At 64.8% G+C, this 20,726-nt stretch carries 15 protein-coding genes; 8 read left to right on the forward strand and 7 right to left on the reverse strand.

All coding sequences use genetic code 11. The features are described from left to right. Positions 1 to 119: 119 nt before the first annotated feature. The 5 genes from ACTJK4_RS04435 to ACTJK4_RS04455 form a co-directional block, all read right to left on the reverse strand. Complete coding sequence (locus ACTJK4_RS04435) at positions 120 to 1,499, reverse strand: sigma-54 dependent transcriptional regulator (protein WP_232042978.1); 1,380 nt, start codon at positions 1,497 to 1,499, stop codon at positions 120 to 122. Between the two features lie 1,124 nt (positions 1,500 to 2,623). Next, complete coding sequence (locus ACTJK4_RS04440; RefSeq protein WP_440816293.1) at positions 2,624 to 3,148, reverse strand: TPM domain-containing protein; 525 nt, start codon at positions 3,146 to 3,148, stop codon at positions 2,624 to 2,626. 15 nt (positions 3,149 to 3,163) lie between these two features. Then, the gene (locus tag ACTJK4_RS04445; RefSeq protein ID WP_260802918.1) at positions 3,164 to 4,027 is read right to left on the reverse strand and encodes a TPM domain-containing protein; all 864 of its coding nucleotides are present in this window, start codon (positions 4,025 to 4,027) and stop codon (positions 3,164 to 3,166) included. A 13-nt stretch (positions 4,028 to 4,040) separates the two neighbouring features. After that, positions 4,041 to 4,667 carry a LemA family protein gene (locus ACTJK4_RS04450; protein ID WP_260802917.1) on the reverse strand — a complete coding sequence of 209 codons (627 nt, stop codon included), beginning with the start codon at positions 4,665 to 4,667 and terminating at the stop codon, positions 4,041 to 4,043. 105 nt (positions 4,668 to 4,772) lie between these two features. Beyond that, positions 4,773 to 4,976 carry a hypothetical protein gene (locus tag ACTJK4_RS04455; protein ID WP_232042154.1) on the reverse strand — a complete coding sequence of 68 codons (204 nt, stop codon included), beginning with the start codon at positions 4,974 to 4,976 and terminating at the stop codon, positions 4,773 to 4,775. 91 nt (positions 4,977 to 5,067) lie between these two features. Here ACTJK4_RS04455 and dapA point away from each other — a divergent pair, with 91 nt between their 5' ends. Next, complete coding sequence (gene dapA, locus ACTJK4_RS04460; RefSeq protein WP_440816296.1) at positions 5,068 to 5,973, forward strand: 4-hydroxy-tetrahydrodipicolinate synthase; 906 nt, start codon at positions 5,068 to 5,070, stop codon at positions 5,971 to 5,973. A 93-nt stretch (positions 5,974 to 6,066) separates the two neighbouring features. On the opposite strand, the gene hemL is transcribed toward dapA, so the two are convergent. Beyond that, positions 6,067 to 7,368, reverse strand: a complete 1,302-nt coding sequence (gene hemL, locus ACTJK4_RS04465) for a glutamate-1-semialdehyde 2,1-aminomutase (protein ID WP_440816298.1) — start codon at positions 7,366 to 7,368, stop codon at positions 6,067 to 6,069. A 214-nt stretch (positions 7,369 to 7,582) separates the two neighbouring features. On the opposite strand from hemL, the gene ACTJK4_RS04470 reads away from it, so the two are divergent. The 6 genes from ACTJK4_RS04470 (at position 7,583) to ACTJK4_RS04495 (ending at position 18,212) form a co-directional block, all read left to right on the forward strand. After that, a complete protein-coding gene (locus ACTJK4_RS04470; protein ID WP_003261842.1) occupies positions 7,583 to 7,765 on the forward strand; it encodes a rubredoxin in 183 nt (60 codons plus the stop codon). A gap of 293 nt (positions 7,766 to 8,058) precedes the next feature. Continuing rightward, the gene (locus ACTJK4_RS04475; RefSeq protein WP_045204650.1) at positions 8,059 to 8,556 is read left to right on the forward strand and encodes a response regulator; all 498 of its coding nucleotides are present in this window, start codon (positions 8,059 to 8,061) and stop codon (positions 8,554 to 8,556) included. A gap of 30 nt (positions 8,557 to 8,586) precedes the next feature. After that, positions 8,587 to 8,955 (forward strand): response regulator, encoded by a 369-nt coding sequence (locus ACTJK4_RS04480; RefSeq protein WP_004629647.1) that lies wholly within the window; start codon positions 8,587 to 8,589, stop codon positions 8,953 to 8,955. A 76-nt stretch (positions 8,956 to 9,031) separates the two neighbouring features. Continuing rightward, positions 9,032 to 9,577, forward strand: a complete 546-nt coding sequence (locus ACTJK4_RS04485) for a chemotaxis protein CheW (RefSeq protein WP_147216855.1) — start codon at positions 9,032 to 9,034, stop codon at positions 9,575 to 9,577. 259 nt (positions 9,578 to 9,836) lie between these two features. Further along, positions 9,837 to 12,074 carry a methyl-accepting chemotaxis protein gene (locus ACTJK4_RS04490; protein ID WP_440816305.1) on the forward strand — a complete coding sequence of 746 codons (2,238 nt, stop codon included), beginning with the start codon at positions 9,837 to 9,839 and terminating at the stop codon, positions 12,072 to 12,074. A gap of 96 nt (positions 12,075 to 12,170) precedes the next feature. Continuing rightward, positions 12,171 to 18,212, forward strand: a complete 6,042-nt coding sequence (locus ACTJK4_RS04495) for an Hpt domain-containing protein (RefSeq protein WP_440816308.1) — start codon at positions 12,171 to 12,173, stop codon at positions 18,210 to 18,212. Between the two features lie 67 nt (positions 18,213 to 18,279). Here the strand turns inward: ACTJK4_RS04495 and ACTJK4_RS04500 are convergent, their stop codons facing one another. Then, positions 18,280 to 19,836 (reverse strand): cryptochrome/photolyase family protein, encoded by a 1,557-nt coding sequence (locus tag ACTJK4_RS04500; RefSeq protein WP_440816311.1) that lies wholly within the window; start codon positions 19,834 to 19,836, stop codon positions 18,280 to 18,282. 79 nt (positions 19,837 to 19,915) lie between these two features. Here ACTJK4_RS04500 and ACTJK4_RS04505 point away from each other — a divergent pair, with 79 nt between their 5' ends. Continuing rightward, positions 19,916 to 20,662, forward strand: a complete 747-nt coding sequence (locus tag ACTJK4_RS04505) for a pseudouridine synthase (RefSeq protein ID WP_316878212.1) — start codon at positions 19,916 to 19,918, stop codon at positions 20,660 to 20,662. Positions 20,663 to 20,726: the final 64 nt, after the last annotated feature.

Consider the following 20,726-nt stretch of genomic DNA (forward strand, 5'->3'; position numbering starts at 1 on the left):
AACTTCCCCCCCTCGCTCCCCTCGACTTCGGCGCTGGTTCAACCCGCGCCGTATCCTGCTGGCTGACTGACATGGTCCGCCCCTGTTATTTTTTCTGTCCCCGCCTTTCCCCCTTGCCTTTACCCCTGTACGCACACCATCCCAAGTTCGCCCTTGCGGATCTGCAGTTTGTGCTCGCGCATCATCCGGAACAGCGTGACGCGTGAGATGCCGAGCTCTTCGGCCACGTCGATGAGCCGTTCATGATTGCGTTGCAGGGCTTCTTTTACGGCACAACGCTCGGCTGCTTCCCGGGCCTCGGCCAGGGTAGGCGGGCGCGACGGCTCGACGGGCGGCTGCAGGTCGAGATCGGCCGGCTTGATGATGCCGTCTTCGCACATGGCTGCGGCGTGCCGGATGCGGTTGATCAGCTCCCGCACGTTGCCCGGCCACGTGTGCGCGCTGAGGGCGCGCAGCGCAGCTGGTGAGAACCCCTTGATGTGTTCGGGCGAATGGCTGCGCACGCTGTTGAGGATGTGTTCGGCCAGCAGCAGGATGTCGGTGTCGCGCTCGCGCAGTGCGGGTTGCTTGACGCGCAGCACGCACAGGCGGTGATAGAGATCGCCGCGAAAGCGCTCCGCCGCAATGGCTGCTTCCAGGTCGACATGCGTGGCTGAGATGACGCGCACGTCGACGGCAACCGACTCTGTGCCGCCCAGTCGTTCGATGCAGCCGGTTTCCAGAAAGCGCAGCAGGCTGGTCTGGCTTTCTAGCGGCATGTCGCCGATTTCATCCAGGAAGAGGGTGCCCCCGTGCGCCATCTCGATGCGGCCGAGTTTGCGCTTGACCGCGCCAGTGAAGGCACCGCGTTCATAGCCGAACAGCTCGGACATCAGCAGCGTGGGCGGAATCGCCGCGCAGTTGACGGCAATGAATGGCTGGCCGGCGCGCCGCGAGGCACAGTGGATTGCGCGTGCTGCGAGTTCTTTGCCTGTTCCCGATTCACCTGAGATCAGGACTGGGGTATCCCATTTCGAGACTTTCTCGATGCCGCGGAACAGGTTCTGCATGGCGGGACAGTTACCGATCATGCCATCGGGGCGCAGCGCATCGCGTGTGAGCGTTGCCGCCGGGCGCAGGCTTGCCATGCCGACTGCGTGCCCCAGTGCGTGTGCCAATTCGGCGCTGTCGCACGGGATGTTGTAGTAGTCGACAAAGTACAGGCCGAGCAGCTTGCGCATCGGGTCAGACAACATGTCGCCGTTGCCGACCACTCCGATCCAGCCAATGTTCTGCCGGGCAAGCCAGGGTTCCAGTTCTTCCAATTCGGCGTCGGAGTAACCGCAATCCAGATCCAGCAGACCGCCCAGGACGGGCTCATCGCACAGGTTCAGCGCTTCAAGGTCGCGGCGGTTGTTGGCGAAGAGCAGTTGCCAACCCTGTTGAGCCAGGTAGCGGCAACGCGTTGCATCGTGACGCAGTGAGACATAGAGCAATGGGCGGTTGATGTACGCGTTCATGTTTTCCCCCAACGTTTTTCTATGGGGCCGCGGATTGCTGTTGCGGCCACCCATGGACTGCCAAGTCAACCGTCGGACAAGGGCGGAAAGCCGTCCGTCCGCAAATGCAGTCTGGGGGAGGAACCTCTATGCACCATGCGGCTGTCGGCGTGCGGTGCATGCCTGGCAACCTGGCGGTCTCGTTTGTTCGAGACTGGCTTTGACGTCGGTTCGTACCGACGTTACCCCCGGACAACTTCTAATTCGACTTTCACTGCTACGAGTGGACTCCCCTCGCATTGCCCGAGGCCGTTATGAATGGCTGTATCAGGCGTGTTCTCGGGGGCTTGGCCATCTGGTGTGGCCGCTGCACCGCCTTTGTTCTGAGCTTCCCCTCGGAGTGCCGTTGGATTTGCACTCCGTCTTGAATCTCTCCTGCGGTCTCGGCGGCGGCGTTTCACGCTGCTCTGGTTTGATTGCCGAGCCACCGGATCACTGATTGGCCTTGCTGGCCCGGACACTAGAGCGACGACCATGCCACGGCGGATAAACCGTTGAGCCACAACGATTCCAGCCCGAATCAAGGTATTTGCAGTGGCAGGCGCTGGTCGGATGTTTCGTATTGGATACGTGCCGGATACCGGCAGTGGGCACTGAAAATCGCCTCAGATGGAGGTGATTTGTGCGCAATAAATCGCGCAAACGGGCGCAAAAAGTGACGTTAAATTCCTGTTGCGGTGCAAAGGTTCGGGGGTAACCAGAGGGGCCCCGAATGGTTGCATTCATGAAACATGGGTCACAAATCTGGCAATGCGGAGTCACCGTAGCAGGTGCCTTCGTATCGCACGACGCACACGTCCGTCGCGGAAAGGTGTAACGGCTTCTCGGCGATGTGGGTGACGGCACCGCAGAACATGAAGCAGACGCCTGAGGTGCGGCGCCAGTCAGGTCATCCTAAAAGATGAGGCGCCTGATTGCCTGGGCGTGTTGCTCATGCGTTCCATCGCGTGTGCGCTTTCGTACCAAAACTGAAACACGTGCGGTGGAGGTGCACGTGCAGTCGGATCTTTGCGAAACAACGCTACGGATGTGGCGGCAGATCCGGCTTGGGACGCTGCCTGGCAGCCTCACTCAACGTAGCGCCGTTACAGCACCACCGGCCGGTCGCTCAGCTCATTGGTGCGCGGCGTGCCATCGGAAGGCACGTGTGTGGCGAGGAGGTCGTTGATCTGCGCCAGCGCATCGAGCACCGGCGTCATGCTCACGCGCTGCGCGAAGCCGCGCGTGATGGTCTCGCAGATGGTGCGCCACGTGTGCGCGTCCACCTTGGCGGCGATCCCGTGGTCGGCCAGGATCTCAACCGCGTGGTCGGCCAGGTTGATGTAGAGCAGCACGCCCACGTGCTCGCGCGTGTTCCACACCTCCAGCAGCCCGAACAGCATCCGTGCCCGGTGACGCGGCGACACACCGGCCCACGCATCGCGCACCGGCAGCGAGCTTTCGATGACGACCCGCACTTCACCGCGATGGCGTTGTTCGCCTTCGCGCACGGCGGCTTCGAGTTTTTGCAGATCCGCCGGCGGAAACGCACGCCTGGCGTGCGACGACGTCGTCAGCAGGTGGGTGATGGCACGGCGAGCGCCGTGGGGGTGTCGGGTCGTGGAAGTCATGGATGCGTTCACCGGTTACCAGTTGCCGGAGGCGCCACCGCCACCGAAATCACCACCGCCGCCACCGCCAAAGCCGCCGCCTCCACCGCCACCGCCACCGAAGTCGCCCCGGTCGCGTCCCCATTCGCCGCCCAGGCCTCCGCCAAGGCCGCCAATCGTGCCCGGGCCCCAGCCGCGGTTGCCCATCATCACGCGCGAGCCCGGCCGCCCGGGCAGGCTGCCCGTCACGCGCCCGCCCGAGCGCATGGCCGCACTCAGCACGAAGAACACGATGATCGCCAGCGGAAACAGCACGGGCAGCCAGTCGCCGATGCCGCCGCCGGATGGCTGATGCTTCGCCCGCTCTGCCGGCGGCAGGCTCTCTTGCGCAATGACAGTCTGGATGGCCGAGATACCTGCCGACAGCCCGCCGTAGAAATCGCCCTGGCGGAAGTGCGGCGCCATCACGTCCTGCAGGACACGCTTGGACTGCGCATCCGTCAGCGCCCCTTCCAGCCCGCGCCCGACCTCGATACGCATCTTGCGCAGCGACGCCGGGTTGTCCTTGGCGATGAGGATGATCGCGCCGTCGTCCACGCCCTTGCGGCCGGCCTTCCACGCATCGGCCACACGAATGCCGTACGCCTCGATAGGCTCCGGCGCGGTGGACGGCACCATCAGCACGAAGATCTGGCTGCCGCGTTGCTGTTCGTAGTCGGCCAGCACCTGTTCGAGCGCGCTCTTCTGTTCGGCGCTGAGCGTGCCGGTCAGGTCGGTCACGCGTGCAGCCAGCGGCGGCACGGCCACCATGTCGCTTTGCGCGCGCGCGGGCAGCGCACTGGCCAGCCACAGGGCCGCAGTCAGCAGGAAGGCCAAGCAGGCACGCGCACGCATCGACATGATCGTCAGCTCGTCAGAACTTCACCGCCGGGGCGGTGGAAATACCTTTCTCATTCTCGACCGTGAAGTTCGGCTTGACCTGATAGCCCATCACCTTGGCCGTCAGGTTGGTCGGGAAGCTACGGGCCAGCACGTTGTACTCCTGCACCGATTTGATGTAACGCTGACGCGCCACCGTAATGCGGTTCTCGGTGCCTTCCAACTGCGATTGCAGATCGCGGAACGACTGGTCAGCCTTGAGCTGCGGATAGTTCTCCGACACCGCCATCAAGCGCGACAGCGCGCTCGAAAGCTCGCCCTGCACCTGCTGGAATTTCTGGAACGCAACCGGATCGTTCAGCACCTCCGGCGTGATCTGGAAACTGGTGGCCGCGGCGCGGGCCTTGGTCACGGCTTCCAGCGTGTCCTTCTCGTGGGAGGCATAGCCCTTGACCGTATTCACCAGGTTCGGAATCAGGTCGGCACGGCGCTGGTATTGGTTGACCACCTCGGCCCAGGCAGCCTTGGTGGCTTCGTCCTTCGCCTGGAAATCGTTATAGCCGCACGCAGACAGGAACGGCGCAGCCAGCACGGCCAGCGACAGTGCCAGCCAGCGCAGCACCGAAAAACGCGTCGAACGGAAGGTCAGGGCAGGGGTCATGAAGTCCTCTAGATCTGAGTCTGAAAAGAATGTGGCATGAGACTGACATCGCCTCATGTCGATTCAGCGCACTTTAGCTTATGCGCTTGACGCTCCAGTCACACATCAGTACGGTATGGGGACTTTTTTGACAATTTCCATGCGCGCGATTTCCCGTTCCTCGTCGATCTGCTCGGCACCGGCATTCAGCCTGTCGGTCGTGTCGACGCTCGCGCGCGCCAAAAAAGCCACCAAACAGCCGCTCGTCTGACCGGAGCGCTGTTCCGTCAGATGGGCGACGGAACAGCGGTTGACCGATACGTTAGACACGGTTGCCTCACACCCGCATCTCGCGGGCCTGCATTCCCGAAGCGCTCCTGACGGTTCTTGACCGGTCGTTGATTTGTCCAGGAGTGTTGTCGTGCTTGAAAATTCATCCACCCATCTGTCCACCCAACGTCCGTCTTATGCGGGTATCTGGGTGCCCATCGTCACGCCGTTTGCCGATGACGCGGCGCGGTCGGTCGACTACGGCGCGTTGTATACATTAGTGGTGCGGTACCGCGCGCTGGGCGTCGCCGGCTTTGTGGCGTGTGGCAGTACTGGCGAAGCCGCGGCGCTGACCGATCAGGAACAGGCCGACGTGCTCGATACGGTACGTGCCGCCGCCGACGGCTTACCCGTGGTGATGGGTGTCTCGGGTAGTGCTCTCGTGTCCGTGCGCGAGCGAATGCTGCGCCTCGCCGAACATCGGCCGGCGGCGTTTCTGATTCCGGCGCCTTCCTACATTCGCCCGTCGCAGCGCGGGATCATCGAATACTTCACCGCATTGGCCGACGCTTCGCCGGTGCCGGTGCTCCTGTACGACATTCCGTATCGCACCGGCGCGAACATCGACACCGAAACCCTGCTTGCGCTGGCGGCGCACCCGAACATCCATGGCATCAAGGATTGCGGTGGCGATGCGGACAAGACGCAGCGCGTGATTGCCGATGGGCGGTTGCAGGTGCTGGCGGGGGAGGATGCGCAGGTGTTCGGCACGCTGTGCGCGGGCGGCGTCGGGGCGATCATTGCTGCCGCGCATGTCCGCACGGAGCTCTTTGTTGAGATGGAAAGGGCGGTGCAAGAGCAGCGGTTGAACGACGCGCGCCGGTTGCATCATGCACTGGCGCCGGTGATCCGGTTGCTGTTTGCCGAGACGAATCCGGGGCCCTTGAAGGCCTGGCTGGCTGCTGAGGGGCTGATTCGGAATGTGTTGCGGGCGCCGATGATGGCGGCTTCTGAGGGGTTGGGGCGGGAGTTGGGGGAAGTGGTTGGACAGGTTTGATTTTGTTGTTGTTGGTCCATCCCTGTTTCAGCCCCGGCAGGGGGTGAAACAGGGGCCGCACCACTAACCCCCATCCCCAAAATACAAAAAAACTCAAACAGCCTTAAACGCCTTCCGAGCTGCCTCAAACGTCGCATCCAAAATCGCATCATCGTGCGTGGAAGACACAAATCCGGCCTCGAACGCTGACGGGGCCAGATACACACCCTGATCCAGCATTGCGTGGAAGAACGCATTGAAGCGTCCAACATCGCTCTTGGTCACTTCAGCAAAGCTCGTCGGCACGCCTTCGCGGAAGTAGATGCCAAACATGCCGCCCACGCTGTCAGCGGCAAAGGGCACACCAGCCTCCCGGGCGATGTCCGCCAGGCCATCGACCAGCTTGCGTGTCTGCGCCGCCAGTCGGTCATGGAAACCCTCCGCAGCGATCAGCCGCAGCGTGGTGAGCCCGGCCGCCACGGCCAGCGGATTTCCCGATAGGGTGCCCGCCTGGTACACGTTGCCCAGCGGTGCCAGGAACCCCATGATGTCGCGGCGGCCGCCAAACGCAGCGGCCGGCATCCCGCCGCCAATCACCTTGCCCAGGCACGTCAGATCCGGCTTGATGCCGTACAGCGCCTGCGCGCAACCGAGCGCCACGCGAAAGCCCGTCATCACCTCGTCGAAGATCAGTACGGCGCCATGCTCGGTGCACAGCGAACGCATGGCCTGATGGAATTCGGTGCTGCCACGCACGAGGTTCATGTTGCCCGCCACCGGCTCGACGATCACGGCGGCGATTTCCTTGCCGTGGCGGGCGAAGGCCTCGCGCAGCGCGGTGACGTCGTTATACGGCAGCACCATCGTGTGCTTGACCACGTCTTCCGGCACGCCGGCGGAAGAGGGCGCGTTCTGCGTCGTATCGGCAAACGTCAGCAGGCCCGAGCCGGCCTTGACCAGCAGGCTGTCGGCATGACCGTGGTAGCAGCCTTCGAACTTGACGATCAGGTCGCGCCCGGTAAAGCCGCGCGCCAGACGCAGGGCGCTCATGGTGGCTTCGGTGCCCGACGACACGAGCCGCACCTGCTCGATCGACGGCACGAGCTTGCAGATTTCCTCGGCCATGACGACTTCGGCCTCGGTGGGCGCGCCGAACGAGAAGCTGTCGGCCGCCACTTCCTGCACGGCGCGGACGACATCCGGATGCGCGTGGCCAACGATCATCGGGCCCCAGGAGCCCACGTAGTCGATGTAGCGGGTGCCGTCGGCGTCCCACAGGTACGGGCCGGCTGCCTTGGCAATGAAGCGCGGCGTGCCACCCACCGAGCGGAAGGCGCGTACCGGGGAGTTCACCCCACCGGGGATGGTCTTCTGGGCACGTTCAAACAGGGCAGCGCTGCGGGAGGGTGTGGACATGGATGCGGTTGAGAGCAATAGGCGCCGCGCAGAACGCCGCTACGGCAAGGTTGAAAGGCACTTTTGAGGCGATTATGTGGTGGTTTGCCGCAGATACGGGTTGGATGCAATCAAACACCGTGTCTGCCCGGCGCGTGTTCTGGCGCACCCGGGCGTGATTCGGTACCATCTGGCCTGCCATTTTAATAGACGGAACCCACCGAAGCTTTGCCCTATGGAACAACAGATTGAATACAAGACGTGGATGTGCCTGATTTGCGGCTGGATCTACGACGAAGAACAAGGCGCCCCGGACGACGGCATTGCGCCCGGCACGAAGTGGGAAGACGTGCCCATCAACTGGACGTGCCCCGAGTGCGGCGCGCGCAAGGAAGACTTCGAAATGGTGCAGATCTGATCCGGATCTGACCTGTCTCCCGTCAGCAAGTGAGCGTTTGCCCTCTTGCTGACAGCCAAGTATCAGGAAGTGACGGTTCGATGAAATGGGCTCGTCGCTTCCATGCCACAAGCGCTCGGCGGACAGCCGGCGCCATTGACGGCGAATAGGTGACTTGTCACACTTCGTCAAATTCTGAGCTTCACACTTCATAAGCGGGCCGGGGGGCGTAGTTTTGAAGTCGTCGCCAGCGTGGGCCTTTTCCGTTTGGAGGGCACGCTGCGTGGCGATTTGCCGCGATCCATCCGGTCAGAATGTCGTGGCGACCCGTGGTCGCGCACTGCGAGAACATGATGCAATCCGCGCGGGTGGAACAACTGGCTGACTCCCAACCGCTGGCGAACTCTCCGCTGGCGCATTCCCTGACAGGCTGCAAGGTGCTGGTGATCGACGATTCCAGCACCATTCGCCGTACCGCGCAGATTTTCCTCACCCAGGCCGGGTGCCAGGTCATGCTGGCCGAAGACGGCTTCGACGCACTGGCCAAGGTGGGTGACCTGAAGCCCGATCTCGTGTTCTGCGACATCCTGATGCCGAATCTCGACGGCTACCAGACCTGCTCGCTGATCAAGAAAAGCCCAAAGTTTCATGCCACGCCTGTGATCATGCTGTCTTCGCGCGACGGAATTTTCGACCGTGCGCGGGGCAAGTCGGTCGGGGCGGTGGACCACCTTGCCAAGCCGTTCTCGAAGGAAGCGCTGCTGGAGGCGGTCCAGACGCATTTGCCGGTGGCGCCAGCTGCCGCGCAGTGATGGCATCTCTCTTAACGAAGGACTGTTTGTATGGCAATCAAGAAAGTGTTGGTGGTCGATGATTCTCCGACCGAAGCGCTGCATCTGTCGGAGATCCTCGGCAAGAACGGTTTCAAGGTGACGGTCGCTGCCGATAGCGAGCAGGCCATGACCAAGCTCGAAGCCGAAACGTTCGACCTGATCCTGATGGACGTGGTGATGCCGGGCCAGAACGGCTACCAGGCGACCCGCGCCATCAAGAAGGACGAGCGCTTCCAGGGCATCCCCGTGATCATGTGCACGACCAAGGGCCTGGAGACCGACCGCGTGTGGGGCATGCGTCAGGGCGCATCGGACTACATCGTCAAGCCGGTCAAGGCCGAAGAGCTGCTCGAGAAGATCGCCAAGCTGGCGCAGTGATCCTGCGGCAGTTCGTTTAGAAGCGCGACGTCGAGACCGCGCGCAGCAAAGAACCAGCACCGGACATGAGCCAGACGTGAACGAACAGCGCACCAACCTGACCTCCCGCCAGCGCCTGCACGAATACCAGGCGATGCTGGCCCGCCGCCTGCAAGAGGCGCGCGCCAAGTCGTCGACGGAAGGCTTTCTGGGCGTGCAGATCGGCGAGCACCACTGGCTGCTGTCCCTGACGGAAACCGGCGAGGTGCTGGACTACCAGCCGCCCGCACGCGTGCCGCTCACGCAGCCGTGGTACCTCGGTCTCGTGAATGCGCGCGGCAACCTGCTGGGCGTGATCGATTTCGGCCTGTTCTGCGGTGAAGCACCGACGGGCAGTGGCAGCGGCGCCAAGATCGTGGTGCTGTCCAAAGACCCGCAGCGGGCGTGCGCAATCGTTGTGCCGCGCGTGGCGGGGCTGCGCAGCCTGAGCGACTTGCAGCCTGCGGAAGCCACCGTGGAAGAGGGGCGTCCTTGGCTGGGCCGTGCCTGGCGCGACGTGCACGGCACGCAGTGGCGTGAACTGGACGTGCGGCAGTTGCTGGCCGATCCGGCGTTCCTGCAGGTCGGCCGCAGCCGCGCATAAAGCGATTGGGGAATCAGGCCGTAGAGCCGTAGAGCAAACAAGAAAAGATTGGGCACGCCGCAACGGGAGCGGGGTGCGCAGGGGCAAGAGGCGGTGCATGGCGCGCGCAACAGGGCGCGCCAGGTGGCCAAGTGTATTCACAGGCACCGCCGAAGGTGCGTACCACGCCGGTTAGAACAAGGCGCGGACGCGGACGGGAAATCCATGCGGCTGATCTCGATAGAACGAGACGGCAGCATCGACAAGACAAGAGGGTCCTATGGGGTTCAAGTGGTTCAACGCAGGTCGCCGTGCCGCAGAGGCAGGGGCGCCGGAGGTTGCAGTGGAGGGCGCGTCGGCGGCTTCCGTGCAGTTGGCGCAGTTGGACAATGCGCCCCATACGGATGACGACAATCCCGCTGGGCCGCCCACGCAACTGGGCCGCTCGCCCATGGATGCCGTGGTTGGCTGGATGGAGCGCGTGCCGTTTGCCGCGCAGCAGCGTGTCTTCACGATCGGCCTGGTGGTTGGTCTGCTGGCGCTGCTGATCTCGGTGTACCTGGATAACCGCCAGGCCAACAACGGTTCGGTGCAGATTGAAATTGCCGGTGACACGCTGATGCACTCGCAGCGTCTGGCCAAGGCAGTGCCGGTGGCGCTGCTGGGTAACGCCAACGCATTCACCCAGCTCAAGGAGAGCCGTGCGCGCTTGCAGGAGAACCTCGAGGCGTTGAAGAACGGCAGCTCCGAGCGCGGCGTGCGCGCCTCGGGTGGCGAGGCCGAAGCGCTGCTCGACAAGTCGATCGAAGAGTGGAAGCGCAGCGACAAGAGTGCCCAGGCCATCCTGGCGCAGGAAAAGACGCTGGTGGCGGTGGGTAAGACGCTGAACGTGTTCAACGCGTCGAACCCCGAACTGCTGGAAGAAGCCGAACAGATCTCGTCGATGAAGCTGCAGACCAACGCGCCGGCTCGTGAAGTGGCCGCCTCGTCGCAGCTGGTGATGTTGACGCAGCGCCTGGGTAAGAACATGAACGAGTTCCTGGCCGGCGAAGGCGTGAACCCGGAAACGGCGTTCCTGCTCGGTAAGGACACCAACACCTTCCGCGAAACCCTGAACGGCCTGCTCAACGGCTCAGAAGCGCTGCGCCTGTCGGCCGCCACCGATGCCGAGACGAAGGGCTATCTGCAAGAGCTGTCGACCCGCTTCGACAACGTGCAGAAGACCACGCAGATCATTCTTGAAAACCTGCCGGGCCTGATTGCCGCCAAGCGCGCCCAGCAGCAGATCTTCAACGACAACGAAAAGCTGCGTGCCGACCTGTCGGATCTGCAGTCGGCCTATGCCGGCAGCGTGCGCAGCCGTCCGGTGACGCTCGGTGCGGTGGTGCTGTCGGCCATCCTGACCGTGGTCTGCCTGGCCGGCCTGGCCGCCCTGTACCTGCGCGATTCGCGCGTGCGTACGATGGAAGCAGAAGCCCGTCAGCGTGAAGCTGAAGAACGCCGGATGGTGGAAAAGCGCAACAACGATTCCACCCAGGCCGCAATTCTGCGTCTGATGAACGAACTGCAGGACATTGCAGACGGTGACTTGACCAAGCAGGCCACCGTGTCGGAAGACATTACCGGCGCCATTGCCGACTCGGTGAACTACACCGTGGAAGAACTGCGCGAGCTGGTCGGCCGGGTGCAACAGACGGCCGAGCAGGTGACGCAGGCATCGTCGGCAGTGCAGACCACGTCGGAAAGCCTGGTGGCCGCATCCGAAGAACAGTCCCGCCAGATTCGCCAGACCGGTCAGTCGGTGGTGGAGATGGCCGACCGCATTACGCAGGTCTCGCGCGGCGCTGCTGAATCGGCCAACGTTGCACGCGCCTCGCTGGCCGCTGCAGAGCAAGGCCAGCAGGCCGTGCAGAACGCCATCACGGGCATGAACGACATCCGTGACCAGATTCAGGAAACCTCGAAGCGGATCAAGCGCCTGGGCGAATCGTCGCAGGAGATCGGTGAAATCGTGGAGCTGATCTCGGACATTACCGAGCAGACCAACGTGCTGGCACTGAACGCTGCCATCCAGGCAGCATCGGCTGGTGAAGCCGGCCGCGGCTTCTCGGTGGTGGCAGAGGAAGTGCAGCGCCTGGCAGAACGTTCGGCCGAGGCAGCCAAGCAGATTGGCGCGCTGATCCGCACGATTCAGACCGACACGCAAGACGCGGTGCACGCCATGGAGCGCAGCACGGCGGGCGTGGTGGAAGGGGCGAAGCTGTCCGATAACGCCGGTACCGCACTGGTGGAGATCGGCCGCGTGTCGCGCCAGCTTGCCGAACTGATTGAGAGCATTTCGCAGACGACGTCGCACGAAGCGACGCTGGCTTCGGACGTTGCGCAGAACATCGAACAGATCCTGCACATCACGGAACAGACGTCGACGGGTACACGTCAGACCGCGCAGTCGGTGCGCCAGCTCACGCAGCTTGCTGAAGAACTGCGTGACTCGGTGGCGCGGTTCCGCATCGCCTGATTTGCGTAACGACGCCGTCACTGGATTTCGGGCGGGAGCGCCGAAGGGGTCACCCAGGCAACTGCGGCAACCGCCACCTGCTTTTTGGAAGCACACATGCGTCATCAATCTGCCGCCGAGCCCGCCCAGTCCCATCCTGCCTCGCTCGAGGTGGCTGGCGCCCCCGCGGTGCGCTCGAAGTCTGCCGTGCCGGCGCGTGACCTTTCCGCGCTGGCGTGGGTCGCGCCCAACATGCGCGCTGCGCTGGACGACGCCGTGCGCGAGTTCGGCGAATACGCAGCCGATGTCATCGCCAATCCGGAAGTCATCGGGGCGCGCGATACGACGTCGCTGCGCTTGGCCGGCCAGTATCTGCACCAGGCTGCCGGTGCACTGCTGATCGTCGGCCTGCGTGGTGTCGACGTGTATTGCCAGGCCGCCAAGCGCCTGCTCGAAGCCGTCGATGCCGGCACCGTAGCCGCCGACGCGCAGACGCTGGACGTGTTCTCGCGCGCCGTGCAGGCGCTGCAGGAATACGTGGCCGACCTGATGGCCGGTATGGCAGAAGAGCCGCTGCGCCTGTTCCAACCGTATCAAGCCGTGCTCGCCCGCCTGGGCGAAGAGCGCGTCCACCCGGCTGACCTGTGGGCCGATGACCTGCGCCATCTGCCGGCCCTGCTGCTGCCCTCGCGCGATCTGCCGGGGCTGGCACGCCTGCGCCGCAAGTTCGAACTCGCGTTGCTGACGGCGCTGCGGGCACCGGCATCCAACGCCGATGGTGCGCAGGTGGATCCGTCCGCAGCAGCTGCAGCCTACGCCCCGCTGGAAGACCTGCTGCATGGCATTCGCGCGCTAGAGCGCGAACCGCGCCGCGCCGGGGACGATCTGCAGCGCGATCTGTGGCTCGTGCTGGCCCTGACGTTTGGCGCCTTGCGTGCCGGTCTGGTGCCGGCCGACATGACCGCCAAGCGCTTGGCGGCACGCGTCAACCTGCTGCTGCGCCAGTACTCGCACAACAACGTCCACCTGCCGCAAGGCCTGCTGACCGACGCGCTGTATCTGCTGGCCGGCATGGCCTACAGCAACGCGCCCGCGGCGCCGGTGGGCGACGACACGCTCGGCCCGGACATCATGGCCTGTGTGCAGGCCTTCGCGATTCCGCCCACGCACGCGCCCGCTGGCGCACTGCACACGCGCCAGTATTACGCGCTGCTGCCGGCGGACGCCAGCGACACGCTGCAACGCGTTGGCCGCTCGCTCGAAACGCTCAGCCAACAATCAGAGCCTGCAGCGGACGAATTTGATGCTGCACTGCAGACGCTCGCGCTGCATGCCGACGCGCTGGGTCAGCCGGCTCTGACTGACTTGTCGAACCGCCTGACCGAAGCCGCTGGACAGGACGTTGCCCCCACGCTGCAGTTCCTCTCGCGCATGCTGGCCCGCCCGTGGGCGCTGCATGGCGAATCTGGCGACTTGCGCAGCGCGTGGTTTGCCGCCCGCTGCAGTGAGCTGGCCGAACACGCCCGCGCCACGCAAGACGGCCACGCCGTACCGGCACCCGCATGGCTCACGCTGCTGGCCGAAGAAGCGGTGCAACGCCGCGCGCGCACCGAGCAGGTTCGCGCACTGCAAACGCTGCTGGCTTCTGCCGAAACGCACCTCGATGCTTTCGAGCGCGAGGGTGAAGAAAGCGGTGGGCTGCAAGAAGCTGCCCGCCTGTTCGGCGAGATGCAGACTGCCTTTGCCGCACTCGACGCCTATGAGGCCGTCCATGCTACCGAAGCCGCGCAATCGACCATCAACGCGCTGCAAGCTGCGGGCGAGGGTGCCACTGCTGATCGCGAACGCTACCTGGCGGCGCTGGCCGCCAACGTCAGCGGCCTGCAGGCCTTGCTCGACGCGCTGTCGGCCGGCACGGAACTGACCGGCGGCCAGGTCGACGAGATCGTCATTGAAGGCCAGCTGACGCCGACCGAGCGCGAAACCGCATGGCGCGAGTTCGCCTTCGATACCGAATCCGGGATGCTGGCCCGGCGCGAGCCGCAATCCGAAACGCTTGCCGGCGCGGACGTGGCCAATGCCGATGCCGCATCGCCGCTGCAATCGCTGCTCGATCGTCTGCTGGCCAAGCAACCGGTCGACCCGACCGACCCGCTGGCTGCCGAGTTGCGCACCGCGCTGCAGGAGGCGCGCGACGCCGCCGCCATCGACGACGATCCGGCTCGCCGCCGTCGCCTGGAAGAGGCGCTGGCCCAGTTCGATGCCTGGCAGGTCGGCAGTGCCGGCGCGCTGGAGCGCATGCAGGCTGCATTGGCGGCACCGGCTGCCGTGCCTGCCGCCGCAGCCGCCGCCGCGCCTGCAGCCGTGCGGGATACCCAATCCATCGATGCCGAGCTGCTCGACATCTTCCTGTCTGAGGCCGAAGAAGTGCTGGCCGGCGTGCGTGCCGACCTGCATGGCCTGCAGGCCGCTGCCGACATGGGCACGGGCGGTTTGGCTGCCGGCCCCGACCTGGACTTGCTTACGCAACTGCGCCGCGCGTTCCACACGCTCAAGGGCTCAGGCCGCATGGTTGGCCTCACGCGCTATGGCGAAGCCGCCTGGGCCATCGAGCAGGTGATGAACGTCTGGCTGGCCGAGAGCCGCGTGCCGACGCATGACCTGGCCGCGCTGCTCACGCGCGCTGAGTCGGAGCTGTCGACGTGGGCCGCCGCGATTGCGCAATCGCCGCAAGCCGATCACGCCATCGAACCGCTGGTCGCGGCCGCAGAGCGTGTGCGCCATGGCGGCCCGTTCGTGTGGCTGGAAGCCGTGCCTGAAGCGCAGGCCGCTCCCGAGCACGTTGAGCCGCAAACACCTGAAGCACCGGCTGCGGAACCCGCATTGCAGGACACCCACGCGGTGCAGCCGATGGAGTTGGCTGCACCGGATGCGCCCGTTGCAGAAGCCGAAGAATCCGTCGCGCTCACGTGGGATGACGAACCCGCACTGCCCGAAGTCGACGCGCCAATGCCCGAGGCCATCGCAACGGCGGTCGAGCATGAGGCAGTCGAGCCGGTCGCAGGGCACGTCGAAGAGTCCCATCAGGAAGCTGCCGCTGAACCGGTTGCCGCCGATGCCGACGCCAAGGTGATCCCGTTCCCGTTTGCGCAGACCGGCGAACCGGAGGAAGCCCCGCACGACGATGGCGTGAAGGAGATTGGTCCGGTCCGCATCAGCGTGGCGCTGTACAACGTCTACCTGCAGGAAGCCGACGATCTGATCCGCCGCCTGGGCGTGGATTTCTCGGAGTGGCGCCATGAAGGCCGCACGCCGCCGAGCGAGCTGGCACTGCGCGCCGCGCACACGCTGCAAGGCAGCTCCGCCGTGGTCGAACTGGAGCCCGTGCGCCAGTTGGCTGGTGCGCTGGAGCAGGTGCTGCTGAACCTGAACAGCCGCCCGGTGGCGATGCATCCGGGCGACTTCCGCCTGCTCGATCAATCCATCGAGCGCATGCGCGGCATGCTGCATCAATTCGCCGCCAGCCTCTGGCCGGAAGCTGACGAGGCGATGCGCCGCAGCCTCGACGAACTGTGCGAGCGCCTGCTCGTGCGTCCGCGCCTGCCGCTGGAGCCGGCGCCCGCCGCCTTTGCCGAAGCCGAACAGGCCGAGAACGAAACCGCTGGACTGGCCGGCGAGCCCGGGTTTGAGCCAGCGGAAGTCACACCGACGTTCGTGCCGTCTCTGGTGCCGGTGCACGAGTCGCCGGTTGCCGAGCCGGCCGTGGGCGAGCTGGTTCGCCAGGCACCGGCCGACGCGCTCGATCCGGCGCTGCTGGAAATCTTCCTGGAGGAAGCGCACGTTGCGCTGCCCGAGTTGGGCCAGCATCTGCGTGCGTGGGAAGCCGCGCCGCAGGACCGCAATGCCGCTGGCTTGCTGCTGCGCAATCTGCACACCGTCAAGGGCAGTGCGCGCATGGCCGGCGCCATGACGCTGGGCCAGGCCGCGCACGAAATGGAAAGCGCCATTGAAGGCGGCCTGCGCCAGAACCGCGTGGACGACGCGCTGTTCCGCAAGCTCTACGTCTGGTTTGACCGCATTCAGGCGCACGTCGATGCACTGGGCGCGGGCAACCTGCTACCGCTCGATGCCGGCCTTGCCGACGCAGCCGATGCGCAGCAGACGGCCGCCGACGCGCAGGCATCGTCCTCCGCATCGATGCTGCCGGCGGTTGCGGTCTCGACGAGCGTGGATCTGACCGGCACGCGCAGCCCAGAAGCCGAAGCGCTGGAAGTGGCCGAACGCCAGCGCGCGATGGTGCGCGTGCAGGCGCGTGCGCTTGATTCGCTCATCAACGATGCGGGTGAAGTCGGTGCGGCGCGTGCGCGTCTGGAGTCGGAAGTCGATGCGCTCAAGACCTATCTGTCGGAACTGAACGACAACGTGGCGCGTTTGCGCTCGCAGGTGCGTGAGATCGAGATCCAGGCCGAAACGCAGATGGAGTCGCGCATTGCCGATGCGGCTGCCCACGACGAATCGTTCGATCCGCTGGAGTTCGACCGATTCACGCGCTTGCAGGAACTCACGCGGATGATGGCCGAGTCCGTCAATGACGTGGCAACGGTGCAGCAGAACTTGTTCCGTGGTTTCGATCAGGCATCGCTCGATCTGGAAACGCAGGCGCGCCTCACGCGCGGCCTGCAGCGCAGCCTCATGCGTGCACGCATGGTGCAGTTCGATACCGTGGCCGACCGTCTGTATCGCGTGGCCCGTCAGGCCGCGTCGGAAACCGGCAAGGAAGTCCGCCTGTTCATCAAGGGCGGTACGGTGGAACTGGACCGCAGCGTGCTGGATCGCATGGGCGGCCCGCTGGAACACATGATCCGCAACGCCGTCGCACACGGCATTGAATCCGCCGACGAGCGCCGCGCCAAGGGCAAGAATCCCGCTGGCGAACTGACGCTTGAAGTGCAGCAGGAAGGCAACGAAGTCGTGCTGCATTTCGTCGACGACGGTGCTGGGCTGAACCTCGACCGCATTCGCGCCCGCGCACTGGAGCGCCAGCTTCTGGCGCCCGACGAGGAGGCCAGCGACGCGCGCCTCACCGAGATGATCTTCACGCCGGGCTTCTCCACGGCGGATCGGGTGTCCGAGCTGGCCGGCCGTGGCGTCGGCATGGACGTGGTGCGTGCCGAAACCGTCGCCCTGGGCGGCCGGATTTCGTTGCAGACCACGCCGGAAGTCGGCACGCGTTTCACCATCCACCTGCCGCTGACCACTGCCATTACGCAGGTGCTGCTGGTGCGTGTGAGCGAGCGCGTGTATGCGATTCCGTCGGGCATGATCGACCACGTGCAGCAACTGCGTCCGCAGGCGCTGGCCGAGGCGTACAACGCAGCTGCATTGCAATTGCCGACCGGCCCCGTGCCGTTCCACTACTTTGGCGCGCTGCTCGAAGAAGCGAAGTCCGTCACGGGCGGGCGCAAGTACTCGCCGGCCGTGGTGGTGCGAAACGGTGCCGAGCGCGCCGCCGTGCACGTCGATGAAGTGATCGGCAACCGCGAAGTGGTGGTCAAGCACATCGGCCCGCACCTTGCGCGTCTGGAGGGTATTGCCGGTGCGACCACGCTGGGCGACGGCGAGATCGTGCTGATCTACAACCCCGTGGTGCTCACGCAGCGCTTCGAGCGCGAAGCCGCTGTGCGTGGCCTGTCCGATCAGGAAGCGACGGGCGCCGTAGCCGAGCTGCACCGCGACGGCAGCACCGACGCCGTGCCGGGCTTGGCCACACAGCCAATCGTCATGGTGGTCGACGATTCGCTCACGGTGCGCAAGGTCACGCAGCGTCTGCTCACGCGCTCCGGCTACCAGGCCGTGCTCGCGCGCGACGGTGTGGACGCGCTGCGCCAGTTGCAGGAGGTCACGCCCGACGCGATGCTCGTCGACATCGAAATGCCGCACATGGACGGCTTCGACCTTACGCGCAACGTGCGTGCGGACGAACGTATCGGCGCCACGCCGATCATCATGATCACCTCGCGTACTGCGGACAAACATCGCCGCTACGCCGCGGAGATCGGTGTGAACGTCTACCTCGGCAAGCCGTACAACGAAGAGGAATTGCTCCGGCATCTGCGCAACCTCATCGGCGAGCGTGCGCCGGCGGCCAACGCAGGCTGACGCGCATCGCAGAAACAATAACGGGCCGGTAGAACACCGGCCCGTTGTCGTTGGTGCGTGGCGATCTTCAATCGCCTTCGCCGTCTTTGCTCAGCGCCGCCGCCTCGGCACCGGATGTGCGATGCGCCTTGGTGACGGCATAGCGGTCGAGCGTCGCTGCGCGCGCGGCGGCATGATCGACGATCGGCAAGGGATACGTCTCGCCCAACGCAACGCCCGCGTCCTTCAGCACATTGGCGGGTGCCGTCCATGGCGCGTGGATGTACTTGTCAGGCAGCTTTGCCAGCTGCGGCAGGTACTTGCGGATGAAGCGGCCCTGCGGGTCGAACTTCTCCGATTGCGTGACGGGGTTGAAGATGCGGAACCACGGTTGTGCGTCACACCCGCTGGAGGCCGCCCATTGCCAGCCGCCGTTGTTGGCGGAGAAGTCGAAATCGTTGAGCACGTCGGCAAAATACTGCTCGCCGCGTCGCCAATCGATGCCAAGATCCTTGATGAGAAAGCTCGCCGCCACCATGCGCAGGCGGTTGTGCATGTAGCCGCTCTGGAAGATTTGCAGCATGGCGGCGTCCACCAGCGGGTAACCGGTGCGCGCGGCCTTCCAGGCTTCGAAGCGCGCGTCGCCGGTGTCGCCGTCTACCCAGCGGATGCGATCGAATTCCGGGTGGAATGCGGCGCCGTCGGCCAAGTCCGGCCGGTGGTGCAGGATCATGAAATAGAAGTCGCGCCAGACCAGCTCCGACAGCCACGTCGCCGCCCCTCGGCTGCCGCGCAGCATGGCGGCGTGGGCACGCGCTGCCAGCGTGCGGATCGATACGGTGCCAAAGCGCAGATGCGTTGACAGATAGCTTGGGCCGCGCACGGCCGGAAAGTCGCGGCGCGCATGGTAGTCGTCCATGCGCTCCTCAAACTCGTCGAGCAAAGCCTGGCCGCCCGACATGCCGGTGGGCAGGGCAATCTCTGACAAATTGGTGGGCGCAAAGCCCATCGCTTCCAGCGCGGGCGTGGCGTGCGCAAGCGCCTGTGGCGGCTTGGCCAGCGCACCGAAGTACGGCTCTGTCGGATACGCGCGCAAGTCGAACGGCGTCAGCGCGGCCAACCACGCGTTCTTGTAAGGCGTGAAAACGCCGTACGGTTTGCCTTGTCCGTTCAGGATTTCGTCGCGCTCGAAGATCACCTGATCCTTGAAGTCGAACCAGGCGCACGGCTGCTGGGCCAGCACTTTGCGCACGGCTTCATCGCGGGCCTGCGCGGAAGGCTCTTCATCGTGGTTAGCGAAGACGGCTTCGATGTTGAGCTCGCGCGCGATCTCGGGAATCGCCTGGCGGGGGTGGTCATGCACGACGATGAGGTCGCCGCCGGCCTCGCGCAAGGCGCTGCGCAACTCCTCGATGGACGCGCGGATGAACTCGATACGGCGGTCGGCCTTGAGCCCCCGCGCAAGCTGCGCGTCGAGGATGTCGCGGTCGAATACAAACACGCAATAGACTTCGCGGCAGTGGCGCAAGGCATAATGCAGCGCCGCGTGGTCGAAGTGCCGCAGATCGCGCCGGAACCACACCAGACCGCGCTGGAAGTGTGCTCCGATGTTGTACGGCTGGCGGCTTGGGGCGGTGGAGGGCATCGGCTGGAATCGGTTGCTCTTTTGACCGGCCGAGCGTATCGCAAAAATCGCCCCTTTTTGTCTTGTTCACGTTGTTGTCATGGCTGATTCTTCTCGTCTTCCGCTGTATCGCATCCTGCAATCCCAGGGCTTCGGCACGCGCCGCTATTGCAAGGACCTCGTGCTCGCGGGGTTGGTATTCATCAACGGCGTCGAGATGGAAAGCCCTGATGCGCTCGTGGATACCGCTGGCTTGGTGCTGGATGTCGACGGCGAGCGCTGGGCATACCATGCCCGCGCCTATTTGATGCTCAACAAGCCGGCCGGCGTGGAGTGCTCGCAAAAGCCGAAACACCATCCGAGCGTGTACACGCTGCTGCCGGTGCCGCTGCGCGAGCGCGCTGTGCAATGCGTCGGGCGGCTTGACCAGGACACCACGGGCCTGCTGCTGCTCACCGACGACGGCCAGTTCGTTCACACCATCACGAGCCCGCGCCACCAGGTGCCCAAGGTGTACGAGATCACCACCGCCGAGCCCGTAGCCGATGCACAGATCGCCCAGTTGTGCGCCGGCGTGCTGCTGGCTGACGAGAATGAAAACGTTGCCGCCGCCTGGGCGGAGCGTGTCGATACGCACCACCTGCGCATGGCGCTCACGCAAGGCAAATACCACCAAGTGAAACGCATGGTGGCGGCCGCCGGTAACCACGTGGCCGGATTGCACCGCAGCGCCATCGGCGGGTTGTCGCTGGGCGATCTGGCACCAGGTGAATGGCGCTGGCTGGAAGCCGCAGATCTGGAGGCGCTGAACACCACGCCGCCGCACGCAGGCGCGGCGAGTGCCTAAAGCGCCACAATGCGCACACGCAAAAAACCTTGCGCCGAGGGTCGATTCCTCCAAATGAGAGGGG

It is taken from the genome of Ralstonia sp. 22111 (assembly GCF_052045895.1).
GTDB lineage: Bacteria > Pseudomonadota > Gammaproteobacteria > Burkholderiales > Burkholderiaceae > Ralstonia > Ralstonia wenshanensis.